Origin of the sequence: Sulfuricystis multivorans, from assembly GCF_003966565.1 — a bacterium.
GTDB classification, from domain to species: domain Bacteria; phylum Pseudomonadota; class Gammaproteobacteria; order Burkholderiales; family Rhodocyclaceae; genus Sulfuricystis; species Sulfuricystis multivorans.
The window spans coordinates 471,416-492,596 of record NZ_AP018718.1; the positions used below are offsets into that span (position 1 = coordinate 471,416).

At 61.0% G+C, this 21,181-nt stretch carries 15 protein-coding genes; 12 read left to right on the forward strand and 3 right to left on the reverse strand.

The annotated features are described in order from the left end of the window. Positions 1 to 18: 18 nt before the first annotated feature. Positions 19 to 2,397 carry a GspE/PulE family protein gene (locus EL335_RS02275; RefSeq protein WP_172600002.1) on the forward strand — a complete coding sequence of 793 codons (2,379 nt, stop codon included), beginning with the start codon at positions 19 to 21 and terminating at the stop codon, positions 2,395 to 2,397. Positions 2,398 to 2,404: 7 nt separating this feature from the next. Here the strand turns inward: EL335_RS02275 and lysA are convergent, their stop codons facing one another. Beyond that, positions 2,405 to 3,646, reverse strand: coding sequence for a diaminopimelate decarboxylase (gene lysA / locus EL335_RS02280; protein ID WP_126444056.1), 1,242 nt, complete (start codon positions 3,644 to 3,646; stop codon positions 2,405 to 2,407). Continuing rightward, positions 3,643 to 3,783: an LPS translocon maturation chaperone LptM gene (gene lptM, locus EL335_RS14560; RefSeq protein ID WP_126444057.1), complete on the reverse strand. Its 141-nt coding sequence runs from the start codon at positions 3,781 to 3,783 to the stop codon at positions 3,643 to 3,645. The genes lysA and lptM overlap by 4 nt, the downstream gene beginning before the upstream one ends. A 20-nt stretch (positions 3,784 to 3,803) precedes the next feature. On the opposite strand from lptM, the gene cyaY reads away from it, so the two are divergent. Next, the gene (gene cyaY, locus EL335_RS02290; RefSeq protein ID WP_284155411.1) at positions 3,804 to 4,151 is read left to right on the forward strand and encodes an iron donor protein CyaY; all 348 of its coding nucleotides are present in this window, start codon (positions 3,804 to 3,806) and stop codon (positions 4,149 to 4,151) included. A gap of 8 nt (positions 4,152 to 4,159) precedes the next feature. On the opposite strand, the gene EL335_RS02295 is transcribed toward cyaY, so the two are convergent. Beyond that, positions 4,160 to 6,502, reverse strand: a complete 2,343-nt coding sequence (locus EL335_RS02295; protein ID WP_126444059.1) for a penicillin-binding protein 1A — start codon at positions 6,500 to 6,502, stop codon at positions 4,160 to 4,162. A 223-nt stretch (positions 6,503 to 6,725) separates the two neighbouring features. Between EL335_RS02295 and EL335_RS02300 the strand changes: the two genes are divergently transcribed. The 10 genes from EL335_RS02300 (at position 6,726) to EL335_RS02345 (ending at position 21,174) form a co-directional block, all read left to right on the forward strand. Further along, positions 6,726 to 7,805: a pilus assembly protein PilM gene (locus EL335_RS02300; protein WP_126444060.1), complete on the forward strand. Its 1,080-nt coding sequence runs from the start codon at positions 6,726 to 6,728 to the stop codon at positions 7,803 to 7,805. After that, complete coding sequence (locus EL335_RS02305) at positions 7,802 to 8,398, forward strand: PilN domain-containing protein (RefSeq protein ID WP_126444061.1); 597 nt, start codon at positions 7,802 to 7,804, stop codon at positions 8,396 to 8,398. The genes EL335_RS02300 and EL335_RS02305 overlap by 4 nt, the downstream gene beginning before the upstream one ends. Before the next feature lie 23 nt (positions 8,399 to 8,421). Further along, positions 8,422 to 9,087 (forward strand): type IV pilus inner membrane component PilO, encoded by a 666-nt coding sequence (locus EL335_RS02310; protein ID WP_126447619.1) that lies wholly within the window; start codon positions 8,422 to 8,424, stop codon positions 9,085 to 9,087. Further along, positions 9,084 to 9,632 carry a pilus assembly protein PilP gene (locus EL335_RS02315; RefSeq protein WP_126444062.1) on the forward strand — a complete coding sequence of 183 codons (549 nt, stop codon included), beginning with the start codon at positions 9,084 to 9,086 and terminating at the stop codon, positions 9,630 to 9,632. The genes EL335_RS02310 and EL335_RS02315 overlap by 4 nt, the downstream gene beginning before the upstream one ends. Then, complete coding sequence (locus EL335_RS02320; RefSeq protein ID WP_172600003.1) at positions 9,629 to 11,851, forward strand: type IV pilus secretin PilQ; 2,223 nt, start codon at positions 9,629 to 9,631, stop codon at positions 11,849 to 11,851. Before EL335_RS02315 ends, EL335_RS02320 begins: the two co-directional genes overlap by 4 nt. A gap of 22 nt (positions 11,852 to 11,873) precedes the next feature. Continuing rightward, complete coding sequence (locus EL335_RS02325; protein ID WP_284155412.1) at positions 11,874 to 12,407, forward strand: shikimate kinase; 534 nt, start codon at positions 11,874 to 11,876, stop codon at positions 12,405 to 12,407. Next, positions 12,395 to 13,486 (forward strand): 3-dehydroquinate synthase, encoded by a 1,092-nt coding sequence (aroB, locus tag EL335_RS02330; RefSeq protein ID WP_126444063.1) that lies wholly within the window; start codon positions 12,395 to 12,397, stop codon positions 13,484 to 13,486. Before EL335_RS02325 ends, aroB begins: the two co-directional genes overlap by 13 nt. Next, positions 13,479 to 14,603: a deoxyguanosinetriphosphate triphosphohydrolase gene (locus EL335_RS02335; protein WP_126444064.1), complete on the forward strand. Its 1,125-nt coding sequence runs from the start codon at positions 13,479 to 13,481 to the stop codon at positions 14,601 to 14,603. The genes aroB and EL335_RS02335 overlap by 8 nt, the downstream gene beginning before the upstream one ends. Before the next feature lie 250 nt (positions 14,604 to 14,853). Further along, on the forward strand, positions 14,854 to 19,482 hold the full coding sequence (gltB, locus tag EL335_RS02340) for a glutamate synthase large subunit (protein ID WP_126444065.1): 4,629 nt from the start codon (positions 14,854 to 14,856) through the stop codon (positions 19,480 to 19,482). A gap of 225 nt (positions 19,483 to 19,707) precedes the next feature. Then, entirely contained in the window at positions 19,708 to 21,174 is a 1,467-nt protein-coding gene (locus EL335_RS02345) for a glutamate synthase subunit beta (protein WP_126444066.1), read from the forward strand. The last annotated feature ends 7 nt before the right edge of the window (positions 21,175 to 21,181 follow it).

The following is a 21,181-nucleotide window of genomic DNA, read 5'->3' on the forward strand; positions in this document are numbered from 1 at the left end:
TGAGCTGAAATGGTCCGAATGGCTGATCTGATCCAGAAGTACCCGAAAATCGGCAGCGTTTTCGCCAAGGCCGAGCAAGGGTTTCCGGTCCATCTGCTCGAGCAGCACGAGCATCTGCTGCGCGAATTGGATGCCTCGTGGGGTACGGCTGACTGTGTCAGGCTACTCGAAGATCTGGTCTTCTCCGATCGTCCCGACCGGCATGGTTTCACCAGCGAAGTGATGATGGAACTCTTTGCACTGAAGAGCCATCATGACCGTTTGTATCCGCAATTCGTCGCCAATCAATTCGATCCGTTTGCGGCCATCAAGACGGACGAGGCTGATGAACTGTTTCTTAAACATGGTGGCTCTAGCATCGAGAAAACAACCCCGGCCCCAGCCAGGGTGCCTGCCGCACCCGCCGGTGTTGCGGCCTCTTCAGCAGCCGGCCCGTCGCCCCAGGCGAAAAGCCGACCGGTGCAGACCCCGGCACCGGTTGCTCAGGAGGCTGCGAAAATGCGACCGATTGGCAGCTGGCCGGAAATCGCTAGTCTCGAGGAGCTGCGTGAGTTGCAGAAACGACGCGCCGCCGGTGAGCGTCTGCCAGCGCGCGATCGGCGCAGGATCGTCGAAATCCTCAAGCAGTATGCCGACATCACCGACGCCGACCTAGCCAAAGCGATCCAGGCACAAAACGATGGCCGCAGCGGCAAGAAACGCGAGCCGATCGGCAAAGTGTTGCTGAACTTGGGCATGGTCGACGAAGAAGCAGTGATCCGAGCGCTCTGTCTGCAATATGGCGTAATCATGGTCAATCTACAACGTTTTCACGTCGAGGCGGAGACCATGCGCACGATCGCTCCCGAGGTGGCCAAGAGCTTGCGCGCCATTCCCATCGCGATGCTCGATGGCACGCTGTTTCTTGCCGTCGAAAATCCGTTCAGCTTCGAGCAGCGCGAGTATTTCGTTTTCCTCACCAAGCGCAAGGTCGAACTGGTGATGGCGAGTGGCGCACAGATCGACCAGAAGTTGCTCGATTATGGCCAGGTGCGTTCGGTACAGCAGGGTAAGGAGGAGTTTCGCACCCTCGCCCAAAAAGCCCTCGGCACGCCAGATATCGAATTCGCCAATGCCGAAGCCGATAGCGACACCGACAGCACGCTGACGCAGGATGATGCCTCGATCGTCGGGTTGGTGAACAAAATCATTTCCGATGCCGCCGAAGTGAATGCCTCCGACATCCATATCGAGAGCTTCCATGGCGATGCGCTGGCCTATATTCGTTTCCGGCGCGATGGTCGGCTGGAAGAATATTCACAATACCCAGCGAGCTACCATCGGGCGGTGGTATCGCGCATCAAGATCATGTCGAATCTCGACATCTCCGAGCGGCGCATCGCCCAGGACGGCAAGATCTCATTCTTGCGCCCTGGCCGCGAACGCATGGACCTACGTGTGGCCACCATTCCGACCACCCGCGGCATCGAGAACGTCTCCATCCGCCTGCTGCATGCGGGCGACCCGTATCCGATGGAAGCACTGAAGATGTCCGAACGCGACCTCACTCTGTTCCGGCGACTGATCCATCGTCCCTATGGCCTGATCTTGGTGTGCGGACCGACTGGCAGCGGCAAGACGACGACGCTGCATTCCGCACTGCGCGAGCTCAATACACCAGACAAGAAGATCTGGACGGCGGAAGATCCGATCGAGATCGTGCAGAAAAAAATCTGTCAGGTGCAGGTCAATCCGAAAATCGGCTGGACTTTCGCCGCCGCGCTACGTTCATTCCTGCGTGCCGATCCCGACATCATCATGATCGGCGAGATGCGCGATCAGGAGACTGCCAAGATCGCCCTGGAAGCTTCGATGACCGGCCACCTCGTGCTATCGACTTTGCATACCAACTCGGCGTCCGAGACGGCGGCGCGTCTGATCGATCTCGAAGTCGATCCGTTCAATCTCGGCGATGCGCTGATCATGATCCTTGCCCAACGCCTCACCCGCCGCCTGTGCACCCACTGTGCCGAAAAAGTGCTGCTCGGCTCCGGCGAGATCGATGATCTGACCAGCGAGTATTACTACTCGGCGCACAAGCGCATGCCTTCGCTGGCGGAACGCGAGCTGATCGTCCATGGCTGGAAGAAACAGCTGACGCATGGCACTGAGCTGGCTCTGTGGAAAGCGAAGGGCTGCGAGCAATGCGGGATGACCGGATACCAGGGCCGCATGGCCTTGTTCGAGCTGCTGGAAGGCACGCCGGAGATCCGAGAACTGGTGGTGCACCGTGCGCCGGCCGCTGAATACCAGCGCATAGCCGTGGCCCAGGGCATGCGCACGCTGAAGCAGGATGGCATCGAAAAGGCCTTGCGCGGCCTGACCGATATGGCCGAGGTGCGTGGCGCCTGCAACTGAAGAGCCGTTACAGCAAAGGCAGCTCGTTGGCGAGCAGTTCGGCAATGGTCTCGCGCCTGCGGATCAGGCGCATTTCGGTCCCCGCTACCATCACTTCGGCGGCCCGCGGCCGGGTGTTGTAGTTCGAGCTCATCGCCATGCCATAGGCGCCGGCCGAAAGGATCGCCAGAAGGTCGCCTTCGGCAAGCGCCAGCTCGCGGTCGTGGCCGAGGAAATCGCCGGATTCGCAGACCGGGCCGACGATTTCGTAACGCTGACGGTGTGCCGTCTCGCTACCGCCGACTTTGACGATCTCGTGATAGGCATCGTAAAGCGCGGGGCGAGCCAGATCGTTCATCGCGGCATCGACCACGGCGAAGTTCTTTTCCGCGCCGTGCTTGAGGATTTCGACGCGCGTGAGCAGCAGTCCCGCATTGCCGACCAGCGAGCGACCCGGTTCGAGCAGCAACAGCTCTTTGCGATCGGCCAGCCGACCGAGCATCGGCGAGAGATAGTCGGCGACCGACAGCACCGGTTCATCGCGGTAGCGGATGCCCATGCCGCCGCCCAGGTCGATGTGGCTAAAGACGATGCCTTCCGCAGTGAGCAGGTCGACGAGCTCGACAACCTTGCCGGCGGCATCGGCAGCCGGCTGCGGGTCGATCAGCTGCGAGCCGATGTGACAGGCGATGCCGCGAATCTCCAGATGCGGCAGCGCCCGCGCGCGGCGGTACAAATCGATCGCGGTGTCGAAGGCCACGCCGAATTTCGCGCTCTTGAGTCCGGTGGAGATGTAGGGATGGGTTTTCGGATCGACATCCGGATTGACGCGCAAGGCGATCGGTGCGCGCTCGCCTGCCGCACCTGCCACGGCGTTCAGATGTTCCAGCTCGCTGGCCGATTCGACGTTGAAGCAGTAAATGCCCGCGGCCAAGGCTTCCTGCATCTCCGCACGTGTCTTGCCGACACCGGAAAACACCACCTTGCCCGGATCGCCACCTGCCGCGATGACGCGGGCGAGTTCGCCGCCGGAGACGATGTCGAAGCCGGCGCTCAAGGACGCGAACAGCTTCAGGATCGACAGATTCGAGTTGGCCTTGACGGCATAGCAGATGCGCGCCGGCCGATCCGCAAGGGCCTCGCGGTAGGCATTGAAAGCATTTTCCAGCGCTGCGCGGGAATAGACATAGCAGGGCGTGCCGTGACGGGCGGCGATTTCGGCCAGCGGCACACCCTCGACGTGTGCGCTGCCGTTTGCAATTTCGATCATGAGGACTTAACTTGCGAAGATGTGCCGTCGGGCGCAGCGTTTTTCTCGGGCAGCACGAGCGGGCCCTTATTGCCGCAGGCGGTAAGGGATAGTGCCGCGGCAGCCGTCAGGATGGCCAGGAGAAAGCGCAGGTTCATGTCTGCATGTTAACACGGAGGTGAAATTGAACGAACGGGAATTCCTCGCGATGGCGGATGCCGAGCTGGCACGCATCGAAGCCGCGCTGGAGGCGCTGCAGGAACGCGCAGACACTGACTGGGACTATGAGATCAAGCCCGGCGGCATCATCGAGCTGGATTTCGCCGATGGCAGCAAGATCATCGTCAATCGCCACGCAGCGGCGCAGGAGATCTGGGTGGCCGCGAAGGCCGGCGGCTTTCATTTCAAGCCACCGGCTGAGCCGGGAGGACATTGGCTGGATACGAAAAGCGGCGAAAGTTTGCCTGCCCTGCTGTCACGCTGCATCGCTGCGCAGGCCGGAGCGACGGTGAAACTCGCTTGGTAGGCCGCGGACTACGGTGCGACGGGTTTCGCCTGTCCTTCTTGCACCGGGGCGGCAGGGCTCTTTCCGGTGAAGAAGCGCAGCACGTCAGATAGGAAAGAGGAGCCCTCGGCAGCCGGCTCAGGAATCGCTTCCCGATACACGTAATCGCTGATCGGCGCACCGGTGGCTGGATCCTGTCCAGTCACCCGCACAATACCGTCGGGCATCGCGGGCTGCATTTCAGGCACATTCTTGAGCGCGGCCTGCATGAAATTGATCCAGATCGGCAGCGCGGCGCGCCCACCGGTTTCGCCATTGCCGAGCCGCCGCGGCTGGTCGAAACCCATCCAGGCGATGCCGACCAGCGTCGGTTGGTAACCGCAGAACCAGGCGTCGACGTAATCGTTGGTGGTGCCGGTCTTGCCCGCCAGATCCCCGCGCTTGAGCACCTGGCCGGCGCGTGCCGCGGTGCCGCGGTGCACGACATCCTGCAACATGCTGTTCATGATCCAGGCATTGCGCGCATCGATCACGCGCAGGGTTTCGTCGCCCGCCTGTCCATGCGGCGTTTCGGCCAGTATCTTGCCATTGGCATCGAGGATCTGCTTGACGATGTAAGGGGTGATCCGGTAGCCACCATTGGCGAACACGGCATAGGCCGCCAAATGCTGCCAGGGGGTGACGCTGCCGGCGCCGAGGGCCAGTGTCAGATAGGGCGGATTCTTGTCGGCATCGAAGCCGAAGCGAGTGATGTAATCCTGCGCATAGTGCGGGTCGATGGCGCGGATCAGCCGGATCGAAACCATGTTCTTGGATTTGGTCAGCGCCGTGCGCAGCGTCATCGGCCCTTCGTATTTGCCATCATAGTTTTTCGGCGCCCACGCCTGGCTGCCAGTTTCTTCGGCGGAAATCGACAAGGGTTCGTCCGGAAAGACCGACAGCGGCGTGTAGCCCTTTTCCAGCGCCGCGGAATAGACGAAGGGCTTCATGCTCGAACCGGGTTGGCGCCAGGCTTGGGTGACGTGGTTGAACTTGTTGGCGGCGAAATCGAACCCGCCGACCAATGCGCGCACTGCGCCATCGCGTGGGTCGGCGGCGACGAAGGCGGCTTCGACTTCCGGCCATTGGGCGATCTGCCAGTGTCCTTTGCTGTCCTGGCTGACGCGAATGATCGCCCCCCGACGCAGGCGCTTGTTGGGTGGCGCACGGTTGTCGAGCATCGGCTGGGCGAACTTCAGACCCGCGCCTTCGACGGTGACGATCTCGCCACCAGGCAGATAGGCGCGGAGCTTTTCCGGGCTTGCCTCCAAGACCAGCGCGGGCCGCAGATCCGGCGCATCCGCTACTTCCGATAACAAATCCTCGAGGGCTTCGTCGTCATCGCGGGTGATCGCCTTCATGTCGGCATAGCCTTCCGCGCCGCGATAGCCATGGCGACGGTCATAGTCGATCACGCCTTGGCGCAGGCTGTGCCACGCAGCTTCCTGCTCTGGGCGGGTGAGCGTCGTGATGACCGTCAGACCTGCGGTATAAGCGTCGGGAAAAGCTTCGACTGCGATCTGCCGGGCCATTTCGGCGACATGATCGGCTTTCAAGGCGAAGCCGTCGATCTGGCGCCGAACCTGGAGCGGTTCCTGCAGCGCCTTTTCGTACTGTTCCGCGTCGATGAAGTTCAATTCGCGCATCCGCCGCAACACGTATTGCTGGCGCAGTTTCGCCCGCTTGGGATTGGCGACCGGATTGAAAGTCGAGGGTGCTTTGGGCAGTCCGGCGAGCATCGCCATCTCGGCAACGCTCAGCTCATGGATGTCCTTACCGAAATAGATGTGTGCCGCGGCGGCGAAACCGTAAGCGCGCTGACCGAGGTAGATCTGGTTGAAATAGATCTGCAGGATGTCGTCTTTCGACAAACTGTTTTCGATCTTGAAGGCCAACAGGGCTTCATAGAGCTTGCGCGTCAGGGTCTTTTCCGAGCTGAGGAAGAAATTGCGCGCCACCTGCATCGTGATCGTCGACGCCCCCTGCCTTTTTCCTCCGCTGATCAGATTGGCCCACCCGGCGCGCAGGATGCCCACCACGTCGACGCCGGGGTGCTGGTAGAAGCGCTCGTCCTCGGCGGCGAGGATCGCCTGTTTCATCATCTCGGGCACATCCTGGATGCGCACGAACTGGCGCCGCTCTTCGCCAAACTCGCCGATCAGATGGCCATCGGCGGTATAAACGCGCAAGGGCATCTTCGGACGATAGTCGGTCAACGCCTCGAGCGAAGGTAGGCGCGGCCAGGCAAGGATCAGCGCAATGCCCAAGAGGGCAAGCGCTGCAAGCATTGCACCCAGGATTGCGCCGACCGGCAGTAATATCCAACGAAGCATGGTCAGCGTGAAAAAATTTGTGTCGCGGCGGTAGGCGTTGCATTATAGAGGGTGTTGGGAGTCTCTTCCTTCGTAACGCTCGTCCGAGTGTTGTATGAATGCAGAATCGAAAAGAATGGCTGGCGAGTATTCAAAAAAAATCTTTACAGCCGATAATGTTGCTGCTAGCATTTGATCCGAAGTATCGATAAACGATGCAACTAACTGAATATCAAGGATTATCTTGAACTTCGATTTTTCGATCCTCAATCCCAAAGCGCGATCTCTGGTCGGATTGAACATCGGTTCGGCGGCCATCAAGATGGTCGAACTCTCCGCTGGGCGTGGGGAAGGGTATCAGTTGGAGTGCTATGCCATCGAGCCTCTGCCGGAAGGTGCGGTAAGCGATGGCAACATCGCCAATCACGATGCAGTGACCGGTGCGATCGCTCGCTGCTGGAAACGGCTCGATACTGCGACACGCTATGTCGCGATGGCGCTGCCCACCGCGGCAGTGATCACGAAGAAAATCATCCTGCCCGCCAACCTGCGCGAATCGGCAATGGAGGTGCAGGTGGAGTCAGAGGCGAACCAATACATTCCCTTTACGCTCGACGAGGTCAATCTCGATTTTCAGGTCATCGGTCCGACGGCCAACGACCCCGACGAGGTCGAGGTACTGATCGCGGCTTCGCGCAAGGAAGGGGTCGAGGATCGCGTTGCCGTTGCCGAGGCTGCCGGCCTCAAGCCGGTGGTGATGGATGTGGAATCCTACGCGATGCTGCGCGCCTTCGAGTTGGTGCGCGAGCAGTTCGCGGGCAGCACTCCTGAGACTTTGTTTGCACTGGTCGACATCGGCGCCTCGGCGATGAAAGTCACGATGATGCGCGGCGATCAGCAGGTCTATACCCGCGAACAGGCCTTCGGCGGCAATCAGTTGACCCAGGACATCGTGCGGGCTTACGGGATGAGCTTCGATGAGGCCGAGGCGCTCAAGCGCACCGGGCCGATGCCGGAAAATTTCGCAAGCGAGATTCTGCAGCCATTCCTGGATGCCTTGGCGCTGGAAGTGTCGCGCGCCATCCAATTCTTTTTCACTTCCACCCAGTACAGCGAGGTGCATCACATCGTGTTGATGGGGGGCGGGGCTTTGTTGCCTGGTGTCGCCCCGGTGGTGGCCGAGCGTACCCAGATCGATACCGTGCTCGCCAATCCCTTCGCTGAGATGATGCTCTCATCGAAAGTGAGGCCGAAGCAGCTCGTACAGGATGCGCCGGCCTTGATGGTAGCCTGCGGCCTGGCGCTCAGGAGGTTCGATCCATGATCCGCATCAATCTCCTGCCGCATCGGGAGACGCGTCGCAAGGCATTGCGACAGCAGTTCTATGCGCTGGCCGGGCTGGTGGCGGTGCTTGCCGGTGTCATCTGGTTCTTCGGCTATACTTTGATCAATGCGATGATCGAGCATCAGGCAGAGAAAAACCGCTTCCTGAAGAACGAGATCGCCGCCCTCGACAAGCAGATCGGGGAAATCAAGAAGCTCAAGGAACAGACCGAGGCACTCCTGCAGCGCAAGCAGGTGATCGAGTCCTTGCAGGTGAATCGTTCCGAGACCGTGCACCTGTTCAATGAGTTGGCGCGTCAATTGCCCAGTGGGGTCTATCTGAAGACGATCAGGCAGGAAGGGCAGAAGATCACGCTGACCGGGTATGCGCAATCAAACGCCCGAGTCTCGACGCTGATGCACAACCTCGACGAGTCACCGCTGCTGGAGCGGCCGGTGCTGATCGAGATCAAGGCCGCGCAAGTCGGCAAGCGGCGCCTGAGCGAGTTTGCGATGAACGTCTTCTTCACCCGTCAGTCCACCGCGCAAGATGCGGCAGGCAGCGCGAAAAAAACGGGGGTGAACAAAAAATGAAGAAGCCAGCGCTGCCTTCCGGTATGGCGAAACCGGCAATGCCGAAGATCGATTTCCAATCGATCGCAGAGGATTTTCGCACGCTCGATCCGAAAGATCCTGGCGCATGGCCACTGATTCCTCGCATCGTCGTCCTCGTTGGCCTGTTTGTGTCATTGGTCGCGGCGGCCGCCTGGTTTGGCTGGCAGGTTCAGTATGAAGATCTCGAGGCAAAGCGGCAGGAAGAGGCCAAGCTCAAAGAGGATTGGCTGGCGAAGAAAAAGCAGGCGGTCAATCTCGACGCCTATCGCAACCAGTTGGTCGAGATCGAGCGCTCCTTCGGGGCACTGCTCAAGCAGTTGCCCAATGCGGCTGAAATGGAATCGCTGCTGGTCGATATCAACCAGGCGGGCTTGGGGCGCGGTTTGCAGTTCGAGCTCTTCAAGCCAGGGAGCGAGGTCGTGAAAGACTTTTACGCGGAGCTGCCGATCACGATCAACCTGACGGGCAGTTATCATGATTTCGGCAATTTTGCCGGCGACATCGCCAAGCTACCACGCATCGTCACCTTGAACGATATCAATGTCGCGCCCGGAAAATCGGGGGATGTGCTGACCATGAGCACCATCGCCAAGACTTTCCGCTATCTCGATGAAGAAGAGATGGCAGCGCGAAAACGAGCGGAAAAAGCCAAGGGGGCCAAGAAATGAGAGCGCTTGGCATCTATTTCTTTGCGCTGCTCACTCTGGCTGGTTGTGCCGAGCGCGGGCACGACGAGATCAGACAGTGGATGGAAGAGTCTTCCCGCGACTTGAAGGGCGGCATTCCTCCGCTACCCGAGCTCAAGCCCTTTCCCGTCGTTTCCTATGAAGCGAACGACATGGTGGATCCGTTCAATCCCTCCCGGATCGAGCCGGAGCGGAAAGGGGCGGGCGGGGCGAACAAGCCGGATTTCGACCGCCCGCGCGAGCAGCTCGAAAACTATCCGCTCGAGTCGATCAGTTTCATCGGCGTGGTCGACAAAACCAAAAGCAAGACGAAACGGGCCATCGTCCAGGCCGACGGTGTCGTCTATCAGGTGGGTGTCGGCAATTATCTCGGCCAGAATTTCGGCCGCATCGTGGCGATCACGCCCAACGAGATCGTCTTGAAGGAAATCGTGCAGGACCCGAGCGGGCAGACGTCCGACTGGGTGGAGCGGGAAATGACCCTGCAGTTCAGAGACGGGGCGCAGGGCAAGGAGTCGAAAAAATGAAATTCATGCGTTTACTTATGACCGGCTTGACCCTGTTGCTGGCGGCGGTCACGCCATCCCTGGCGCAAAACGCTGAGCAGACCGGCAAGACGAATGTCATCGAGAGCCTCGAGGTCGGCAAGGTCGCCGGGAGTACCGTCGTCAAGCTAACGCTGCGCAAAGAGCTTGCGGCGACGCCCTCGAATTTCATGATCACCAACCCGGCCAGGATCGTGTTCGATTTCCCCGCTACGGAAAACGGCCTGGGTCATACCAGCAAACCGGTCAATGAAGGGGTTTTGCGCAGCTACAACGTCGTTCAGGCCGGTGATCGTTCCCGACTGGTTCTCAATCTGGCGCAGAATGCCCGTTTCGAGGCACGCGTCGATGGCAAACGGCTCACCATCACACTGTTGGACGACGTGCGTTCCGACGTTGCCGCAACACCTGCCGGCGTGCAGCATTTCGCCCAGACCGGTCGCAGCGAGGAGAACGAAATCCGCAGCATCCAGTTCCGTCGCAACAAGGAGGGCGCTGGCGTCGTGCTCGTCGACATGAGCTCGTCTGACGCTGCCATCGACGTGACTCAAAAAGGTTCGAAACTGTATGTGGCTTTCAAAAAGACACGGCTGCCCGAATCGCAGCGCAAACGTCTCGATGTCGTCGATTTCGGCACGCCGGTTACCGCGGTGACGACACGTCCGGAAGGCGATGGCGTGACCATGGAAATCGTTCCAACCGGCCTGTGGGAGCACACCGCTTATCAGAGCGACAACCAGTTCATCGTCGAGGTTCGGCCGGTCAAGGAGGACCCGAGCAAGCTCTTCCAAGGCAGCAAGAAGGGCTATCAGGGCGAGCTCGTTTCGCTCAACTTTCAGAACATTCCCTTACGCGAGCTGCTACACGTCTTCGCCGACATCACCAATTTCAACATCGTCATCAGCGACTCGGTCGGCGGTAATGTTTCCTTGCGCCTCAACGACGTGCCGTGGGATCAGGCGCTCGAAATCGTCCTGCAACAGAAGAACCTGGCGATGCGCAAGAACGGCAACGTGATCTGGATCGCGCCGCAAGACGAACTTGCCGCACGCGACGAGCAGGCGATCAAGTCACGCGAAACCGCGATCGCCGCCGAACAGCCCCGTCTTGAGTTGTTCCAACTCAACTACGTCAAGGCGGAAGATTTGCTGACGATGATCGAGAAAGAGAAGGACGATTTGAAAGGTAAGGACAAGGCGTCCGCATTCTTGTCGTCGGTTGGCAAGATCACCATCGACAAACGCACCAACCAAGTGTTCATCTACGACGTGCCAAGCAAGCTCGAGATGATCTCCAGTCTGCTGAAGCAGATCGACCGTCCGGTGCGTCAGGTGTTGATCGAGGCGCGCATCGTCGAGGCGGACACCAATTTCACCAAGTCGCTCGGTGTCCGATTGGGCACTCATGACCATCAAGGCATGAATGTCGGGCACAGCATTGGCAGCGACACCAACGTGCGCTTCGGGCTTGCCGCATCGAGTGAGGATGCCTACGCACACTTGCCGGAATTAGGGAACTACCCGGCCACCGCGATCATCACCGACATCGACCGCACCACAGGCGAGATCACCTATACCCGCGAGGTGCCGACACCGAAGCTCGTGAACAGTCAGATGGTGAATCTCGCGGTGCCGAATCCGGCCGGCCAATTCGCACTGACTTTGATGAACCGAGCCAAGACCATGCTGCTGACCCTGGAGCTGTCCGCCCTCGAGGCTGATGGCAAGGGCAAGACCATCTCCAGCCCACGCATCATGACGATGGATCAGATGGAGGCAACCATCCAACAAGGCGTGCGGGTCCCGTATCTGGTGTCGAGTGCTTCGGGTGCGACCTCGATCGCCTGGCAAGATGCAAATCTGTCCTTGAAGGTCAAGCCGCACATCACACCCGACGGCCGCGTCATGCTGAAGCTGAAGATCACCAAGAATGCCCTGGGGCCACAGGTTAGCTCTTTCCTTGGTTACTCGATCAAGACCAAGGAAGTGGAATCCGACGTCCTGGTCGACAATGGCGGTACGGTTGTCATCGGCGGCATCTATGAGCAAGAGGAACGCGATAGCACGACGAGAGTGCCCTTCCTCGGCGATCTGCCTTATGTCGGTTTCTTGTTCAAGACCCGTTCGCGTACTGACAACCGCGTCGAGCTGCTGGTCATGATCACGCCGAAGATCATCGACAATGCGCTAAGCATGCGCTGAGTGTGGGCGAGACCAGATTCGTTTGAGTAGTTTATTCACGGGGCCGCCGACCTTCCTCATCGGCATGATGGGTGCCGGCAAGTCGACGCTCGGCCGTCGCCTTGCCGCGGCGACAGGGCGCGAGTTCGTCGACCTCGACCGCGAAATCGAGCGGCGCACGGGCGTGTCCGTCGCGACCATCTTCGAGATCGAAGGCGAGGCCGGTTTCCGGCTCCGGGAAATGCAGCTTTTGGCAGAAATCGTGACTCGCCCGGGACTCGTCGTCGCCACCGGCGGCGGGGTGGTGCTCGATCCGCTCAACCGCGCGAGACTGTTGGCGAGTCGTTGCGTTGTATATTTACACGCCGAACCGGGCCTGATCTTTGCGCGCATCCGCCATGACCGCAGCCGACCGCTGTTGCAGGTGGCCGACCCGCTGGCCAGGATTCGGCAACTGGTCATCCAGCGTGACCCGCTCTATCGTGAAGTCGCCGATCTGGTCGTCGAAGCCGGCCGCGATGCGACGACGATCGTCAAAGAACTCAAGCAGCTATTGCCCAGCCCATGCACACATTGACCATCGAGCTCAAGGAACGTAGTTATCCGATCCTGATCGGCGCCGGCTTGCTGGCGGAATCCGCCGGTACGTTCTCGAGCCTTGCTGGCCAGCGCGCGGCGATCGTCACCAATGAAACGATCGCGCCGCTCTACTTAGGCCGTTTGCAGGCAGCGCTCGCCAAAGTCGGCGCTAGCACGACGGCACTGGTTTTGCCGGATGGCGAGGCCTACAAGAACTGGGAGACGCTCAACCGCATTTACGATCACCTGCTCGATGAGCGCTGCGATCGGGGCACGACCATCGTCGCGCTCGGCGGCGGTGTGATCGGCGATCTGGCGGGCTTTGCCGCTGCCACCTATCAGCGCGGCGTGCCGTTCATCCAGGTGCCGACCACGCTGCTCGCCCAGGTCGATTCCTCGGTGGGCGGCAAGACCGGCATCAACCACCCACGGGGCAAGAACATGATCGGTGCTTTCTGGCAGCCGCGCCTGGTCGTCGCCGACACCGATACCCTACGAACGCTGCCCGACCGTGAGCTGTCCGCAGGGATGGCCGAGGTGATCAAGTATGGCCTGATCCGCGACCTGCCTTTTCTCGACTGGCTCGATGCCCAGATGGAACGTCTGATGGCGCGCGACGGCCAGGCGCTTGCCTTCGCGATCGAACGTTCCTGCGCCAACAAGGCGCAGGTCGTCGCCGGTGACGAACTGGAAACCGCCAAGGAGGGGGGGCGCGCCCTATTGAACCTCGGCCACACCTTTGGTCATGCGATCGAGGCAGGGGCTGGCTATGGTGTCTGGCTGCATGGCGAAGCGGTGGCGGCGGGCACCGTGATGGCGCTGGAGCTGTCGAGGCGACTGGGTTGGCTCGGCGAGGCCGATGTCCAGCGCGTGATCAAACTGTTCGAACGGGCCCATCTGCCGGTGCGCGGCCCCAGACTCGGCGTCGACCGCTATCTCGACCTGATGGCGCACGACAAGAAGGTGCTCGATGGCAAGTTACGCCTCGTGCTACTGAAAAAGCTGGGTGAGGCGATGACCTTTGCCGATGCGCCGCTGCCCGAGATTCGCGCGGCGATCGAAACCTGCTGTGAGTGAGCTGGCCAGTTACGCCGTCGGCGAGCACAATTCACGCGGCCGGCAGCATCCCGAGCCGCGGCCGAAGACGCGCGGCGAGTTCGCTCGCGACCGCGACCGCATCATTCATTCGACGGCTTTTCGGCGTCTCGAATACAAGACCCAGGTCTTCGTCAATCACGAAGGCGACCTGTTCCGCACGCGGCTGACGCATTCGATCGAGGTCGCGCAGATCGCGCGCACCATCGCGCGCGCGCTCAAGCTCAACGACGATCTGACCGAGGCGATCGCACTGGCGCACGATCTCGGCCACACACCGTTCGGTCATGCCGGGCAGGATGCGCTGAACGAATGCATGGCCGATTACGGCGGCTTCGAGCACAATCTGCAGTCCTTGCGCATCGTAGACAAGCTCGAGGAGCGCTATGGCGCCTTCGACGGGTTGAATCTGATGTTCGAGACGCGGGCTGGCATCCTCAAACATTGCTCGCCAGCGAAAGCGCGCGAATTGGGCGAAGTCGCGGAACGCTTCCTCAAAGACCATCGCCCGTCGCTGGAGGCGCAGGTCTGCAATTTCGCCGATCAGATCGCCTACAACAACCATGACGTCGACGACGGCTTGCGCTCGGGGTTGATCACTCTCGATGCGCTCGAATCGCTGACGCTGTTCGCCGAACATCGGACGGCGGCGCTGCAGGAATTCCCTCATCTGACCGGCCGCCGGCTGATCCACGAAACGGTGCGCCGGATGATCGATGCGCAGGTGACCGACTTGCTCGCGGAAACACAGGCGCGCATCGCCCGGTTGGGGATTGCGACCCTCGAAGATGTGGCCGAGGCCCCGCCGCTGGTCGCCTTTTCACCAGCAATGCACGAAATGAACCGTGAGTTGAAACACTTCCTGCACACATCGCTTTATCGCCACTACCAAGTGGTGCGCATGACGACCAAGGCGCGACGCATCGTCAAGGACCTGTTCTCCGCCTTTCTATCGAACATCCGGCTATTGCCCGATCAATACCGCATCAGGGCAGAATGCGAGGGCGAGCCGCGCGCCATCGCCGACTACATCGCCGGCATGACCGACCGTTATGCGATCAAAGAACATCGGCGTCTGTTCGCCGTCGGTGAGTTTTGACAGACATGCGGCGGCCAGGTCGTGCCATGGCCCTTGAAGGCTCCGCCGAATCTGCGTAACATCGCGAGTTCGCTCGTATTTGCCGATAGCGGGAAGGCGCTTATCGCGCGCACAGTGTGTGCTGCCGCCATGTGGCGGGCTCCCCGGGACGTCGCGCAACGGGCGCCCCGTTATTTTTGTTTTTTTGCGCATGGGGTTTTCATTCTCTGCGGATGTCAATCCCTGTCGTGCGCGTCAGAGGAAGCCAGCAATGACCATGCCCGAGCAGCAAGGTTTGTACGACCCGGCCCAGGAGCGTGACGCCTGTGGCGTGGGATTCGTCGCCCACATCAAGAACCAGAAGAGCCACGCGATCGTCACCCAGGGGTTGCAGATCCTCAAAAACCTGGAACATCGCGGCGCCACTGGCTATGACCCCCTGCTCGGCGATGGCGCCGGCATTCTGATCCAGATTCCCGACGCTTTCTTCCGTGCCGAAATGGCGCGCCAGGGCGTTACCCTGCCGCCGCCAGGCAAGTATGGTGTCGGCATGATATTTCTGCCACGTGCAGCCGAAAGCCGTCGCGCCTGCGAAGCGGCGATCGAGCGCACGATCCGTTACGAAGGCCAGACGCTGCTCGGCTGGCGCGACGTGCCGGTCGACAACAGCGGGCTTGCCCAGGCTGCGCGTGATGTCGAGCCGGTGATGCGCCAGGTATTCATCGCCGCCGGTGAGGATATCGCCGACCAGGATGCGCTGGAACGCAAGCTCTACGTGATCCGCAAGGAGGCCGGCCATCGTGTGCAGGCGCTGAAGCTCCCGGATGGCAAGATGTTCTATGTGCCCTCGATGTCGACGCGCACCATCGTCTACAAGGGCATGCTGCTCGCCGAGCAGGTCGGGCAGTATTTCCTCGATCTGGGCGATGAGCGGGTGGTTTCTGCGCTGGCGTTGGTGCATCAGCGTTTTTCGACCAACACCTTCCCGGCATGGGATCTGGCGCATCCTTTCCGACTGATCGCCCACAATGGCGAGATCAACACGCTGCGCGGCAATGTGAACCGGATCCGCGCGCGCGAGCATGGCATTTCCTCGAAACTGTTCGGCGATGATCTGCACAAGCTCTGGCCGCTGATCTATGACGGCCAGTCGGATTCCGCCAGTTTCGACAACGCCCTCGAATTGCTCGTGATGGGCGGCTACAGCCTCGCCCACGCGATGATGATGCTGATTCCCGAAGCCTGGTCGGGTAATCAATTGATGGACGAGAATCGGCGTGCCTTCTACGAATATCACATGGCGTTGATGGAGCCCTGGGATGGCCCGGCCGCGGTGGCCTTCACCGATGGTCGTCAGATCGGCGCCACACTCGATCGCAATGGCCTGCGGCCGGCCCGCTACCTGGTGACCGATGACGACTTGGTGGTGATGTCTTCGGAAATCGGCGTGCTGCCGATTCCTGAGGAGCGCATCGTCAAGAAGTGGCGCTTGCAGCCTGGCAAGATGTTGTTGCTCGATCTCGAGCAAGGCCGTATCGTCGGCGACGATGAGATCAAGGACCAGCTCGCCACGGCCAAGCCCTACCGCGAGTGGCTTTACATGTCGCGTCGTTACGTCGAGGATCTGCCCGAAGTCGAGGAAGAGACTGCGCTGTCTGCCCCGCTGCTCGATTTGCAGCAGGCTTTCGGCTACACGCAGGAAGACTTCAAATTCATCCTCGAGCCAATGGCAACGAAGGGTGAGGAAGCCACCGGTTCGATGGGCAACGATAGTCCCTTGCCGGTACTGTCGAACCGCAACAAGCCGCTGTTCAATTACTTCAAGCAACTCTTTGCCCAGGTCACCAACCCGCCGATCGATCCGATCCGCGAGGAAATCGTCATGTCGCTGATCTCGATGATCAGCCCCAGCCCAAATCTGCTCGAGATCGACGAAGCCGAACCGGCGCCGCGTTTGCAGGTGCGCCAGCCGATTCTCACGCCGACCGAGATGGCCAAGCTCAAAGCGATCGACCGCTTGACGAATGGCACGTTCCGCGCCTGCGTGATCGACATCACCACGCCCGCCGCCGCCGGCCCTGCCGGGGTGAGCGAGGCGCTCTTCAAGGTCTGCTTCGAGGCCGAGCGCGCCATCGGCGAAGGCGCGAGCGTGATCATCCTTTCCGACCGTAACGTCGATGCCGCGCGCGCACCGATCCCCGCGCTGCTGGCCTGTTCCGCCGTTCATCAGCATCTCGTCAGGACCGGCTTGCGTACCTCTTGTGGTTTGGTGATCGAAACCGGTGCGGCCCGCGAGGTGCATCATTTCGCGACGCTGGCCGGCTTTGGCGCCGAAGCGATCCATCCCTGGCTCGCTTTCGAAAGCCTGGCGGCGCTCGCGCCGACGCTCCCCGGCAAGCCGTCACCCTATGAATGCCAGAAGAACTTCGTCAAGGCGATCGGCAAGGGGCTGCTCAAAGTGATGTCGAAGATGGGCATTTCCACCTACCAGTCCTATTGCGGCGCGCAGATTTTCGAGGCGGTAGGCCTGGCTTCCGACTTCGTCGATCGCTATTTCACCGGCACGCCGAGCAAGATCGAAGGCATTGGCCTCAAGGAAGTCGCCCGCGAGGCGCTCGCCCTGCACGCTGCGGCGTTCGGCAACGATCCGTTGCTCGCCAATGCGCTCGACATCGGGGGGGAATATGCTTACCGCGTGCGTGGCGAGGAACACATGTGGACACCGGATGCGATCGCCAAGCTGCAGCATGCGACGCGTGCGGGCAGGTTCGAGACCTACCAGGAGTATGCGAAGATCATCAATGACCAGAGCCGGCGCTTGATGACTTTGCGCGGCCTGTTCGAAATCAAGCCGGCCGGTCCGCCGGTGCCGCTCGAAGAGGTCGAGCCGGCCAGCGAGATCGTCAAGCGTTTCGCCACCGGCGCGATGTCGCTCGGCTCGATCTCCACCGAGGCGCACAGCACGCTGGCGATTGCGATGAACCGCATCGGCGGCAAGTCCAACACCGGCGAAGGCGGCGAGGATCCGAAGCGCTTCGCCAAGATCACCACCCCGACGACGCTCGCCGCCGTGATCGGTGCCAGCCGCGTCGAGCGCGACATTCCGCTCAAAGAGGGTGACAGCCTGCGTTCGGCGATCAAGCAGGTGGCCTCTGGCCGCTTTGGCGTGACGATCGAATATCTCGCCAATTCCGACCAGATCCAGATCAAGATGGCGCAGGGCGCGAAGCCCGGTGAAGGCGGCCAGTTGCCGGGTCACAAGGTGTCGGACTACATCGGCTTTTTGCGCCATTCGGTGCCGGGCGTGCAGCTCATTTCACCGCCGCCGCACCATGACATCTATTCGATCGAGGATCTGGCGCAGCTGATCCACGATCTGAAGAATGCCAACCCGCAGGCGGACATCTCCGTCAAGCTGGTCTCGGAAATCGGCGTCGGCACGGTGGCTGCCGGTGTGGCCAAGGCCAAGGCCGACCATGTGGTGATTTCCGGTCATGACGGCGGCACCGGCGCTTCACCCTGGTCATCGATCAAGCATGCCGGAACACCCTGGGAGCTGGGACTCGCTGAGACGCAGCAGACGCTGGTGATAAACCGCCTGCGCGGCCGCATCCGCGTCCAGGTCGATGGCCAGATGAAGACCGGCCGCGACGTCGTGATCGGTGCGCTGCTCGGCGCCGACGAATTTGGCTTTGCGACCGCGCCGCTGGTGGTCGAAGGCTGCATCATGATGCGCAAATGCCACCTCAACACCTGCCCGGTCGGTGTCGCCACCCAAGACCCGGTGCTGCGGCGCCGTTTCTCCGGTCAGCCCGAGCATGTCGTCAATTATTTCTTCTTCGTCGCCGAGGAAGTGCGGCAAATGATGGCGCAGATGGGCATCCGCAAATTCGACGATTTGATCGGCCGCGCCGATCTCCTCGATATGAAGAAAGGCATCAGTCACTGGAAGGCACGCGGCCTGGATTTTTCGCGCATCTTCTACATGCCGGCGATGCCTGCGGAAGTGGCGCGTCATCATTGCGAAACACAGGATCATGGCATCACGCGTGCACTCGACCATCAGTTGATCGCCAAGGCGCGGCCGGCGCTCGAAGAGGGTAAAAAAGTCGCCTTCGAATGCACGGTGAAGAACGTCAACCGCACCGTCGGCACGATGCTGTCCCATGAGGTGGCAAAGCGTTACGGGCATCGTGGTCTGCCGGATGGCACCATCCACATCCGCATGAAGGGCACGGCCGGGCAGAGCTTCGGCGCCTTCCTGGCGCACGGCATCACCCTGGAACTCACCGGTGAGGCCAACGACTACGTCGGCAAGGGTCTGTGTGGCGGCCGGATCATCGTCAAGCCAGCGAAGGAATTCCGCGGCAAGCCATGCGAAAACATCATCGTCGGTAACACCGTGCTGTATGGCGCGATCGACGGTGAAGTGTTCTTCCGCGGTGTCGCCGGCGAGCGTTTCGCGGTGCGTAACTCGGGGGCGACTGCCGTGGTCGAGGGTAGCGGCGATCATTGCTGCGAATACATGACGGGTGGCACCGTGGTCGTGCTCGGCCGCACCGGGCGCAACTTCGCCGCCGGCATGTCGGGCGGTATCGCCTATGTGCTCGACGAGGATGGCGATTTCGCCGCACGCTGCAATCTGTCGATGGTGAAGCTGGAAAAGGTCCTGCCGGCAGAAAAGCAGCCAGACGATGGCATGCGTCATCGCGGCAGCGCCGACGAGCTGCTGCTCAAGTCATTGATCGAGAAACATCAGGCAGCCACCGGCAGCGAGATGGCGCGTCGGGTATTGGCCGACTGGCCGGCTTTCCGGGAAAAGTTCGTCAAGGTGTTCCCCCATGAATACCGCCGGGCACTGACCGAAATCGCGGCCAAGCAGCTGAAGGAGGCAGCATGAAGTCCCCCATCCCCCCAGCCCCCTTCCCGAGGAAGGGGGAGACTGCGAGCTCGCTTCGCTCGAATTTCGTTGAATGGCTGCCTCCTTGGGGCGGCCCTGCGGAGGCAGCATGAAGTCCCCCATCCCCCCAGCCCCCTTCCCGAGGAAGGGGGAGATTGCGAGCTCGCTTCGCTCGAATTTCGTTGAATGGCTGCCTCCTTGGGGCGGCCCTGCGGAGGTAGCATAATGGGCAAGCCCACCGGTTTTCTTGAGTTCGAGCGCGTGTCCGAAGGCTATGAGCCGGTCGATCAGCGCCTGAAGCATTATCACGAATTCGTTGCTCGTCTGACCGACGAGCAGGCCAAGGTGCAGGGCGCACGCTGCATGGATTGCGGCATTCCGTTTTGCAACAACGGTTGCCCGGTGAACAACAACATCCCGGACTTCAACGATGCCGTGTATCGCGGCGACTGGCGCGCGGCCCTGGACATCTTGCATTCCACCAACAACTTCCCGGAAGTCACGGGCCGTGTTTGTCCGGCCCCCTGCGAAACCGCGTGCACGCTGAACATCAATGTCGAGCCGGTCGGCATCAAGTCGCTCGAACACGCGATCATCGACCGGGCCGGTGAGAACGGTTGGGTCGTGCCACTCATCAATACCGTCAAGACGGGCAAGAAGGTCGCCATCGTCGGCTCCGGTCCGGCGGGACTGGCCGCCGCACAACAGCTGGTCCGCGCCGGCCATGACGTAACGGTATTCGAGAAAAACGATGCGATCGGCGGCTTGATGCGTTATGGCATTCCGGACTTCAAGCTCGACAAGCGCCTGATCGAATGGCGTGTCGCGCAGCTCAAGGTCGAGGGAGTGAAGTTCCGTCTGAAAACGCTGGTGGCGGCCGACACGCGCCTGCCGAAAGGTGTGGCCTGCGATGCGACGAAGGTCGTCGCGCCCGCCGAGCTGCTCGAAGCGTTCGATGCGGTGATCCTCGCCGGCGGCTCCGAAACGCCGCGCGATCTACCCATCCCTGGCCGCGATCTCGACGGCGTGCACTTCGCGCTCGAATTCCTCATCCCTCAGAACAAGGCGGTTGCCGGGGGCCGGAAGAACCCCATCGATGCCAAAGACAAGCGGGTCGTCGTGATCGGCGGCGGTGATACCGGTTCCGACTGCGTGGGTACTGCGAACCGCCACGGCGCCGCGAGTGTCACGCAGATCGAGCTCATGCCCAAGCCGCCGGAACAGGAAAACAAGCTGCTGACCTGGCCTTATTGGCCGAACAAGCTGCGCACTTCCTCGTCGCATGAAGAAGGCTGCACGCGCGACTGGGCGATCGCCACCAAGGAGTTCATCGGCGCGAAAGGGAAACTCAAGGCGCTCAAATGCGTGCGCCTCGACTGGAGCGGGGGCAAGATGAAAGAAATCCCCGGCTCGGAGTTCGAGATCGAAGCGGATCTTGCCTTCCTCGCCATGGGTTTCACACAGCCGGTGCAGGCGCTGCTCGACGCCTTCGGTGTCGCCAAGGATGCGCGTGGGAATGCGGCAGCCAGCACCGATGGCCCCGGCTGTTATGCGACCAGCGTGCCCAAGGTGTTTGCCGCCGGGGATATGCGGCGCGGCCAGTCGCTGGTGGTCTGGGCGATCCGCGAAGGGCGTCAGTGCGCCCGCGCCGTCGATGAATTCTTGATGGGAAGCTCGCTGCTACCGCGCTGACTCAGGG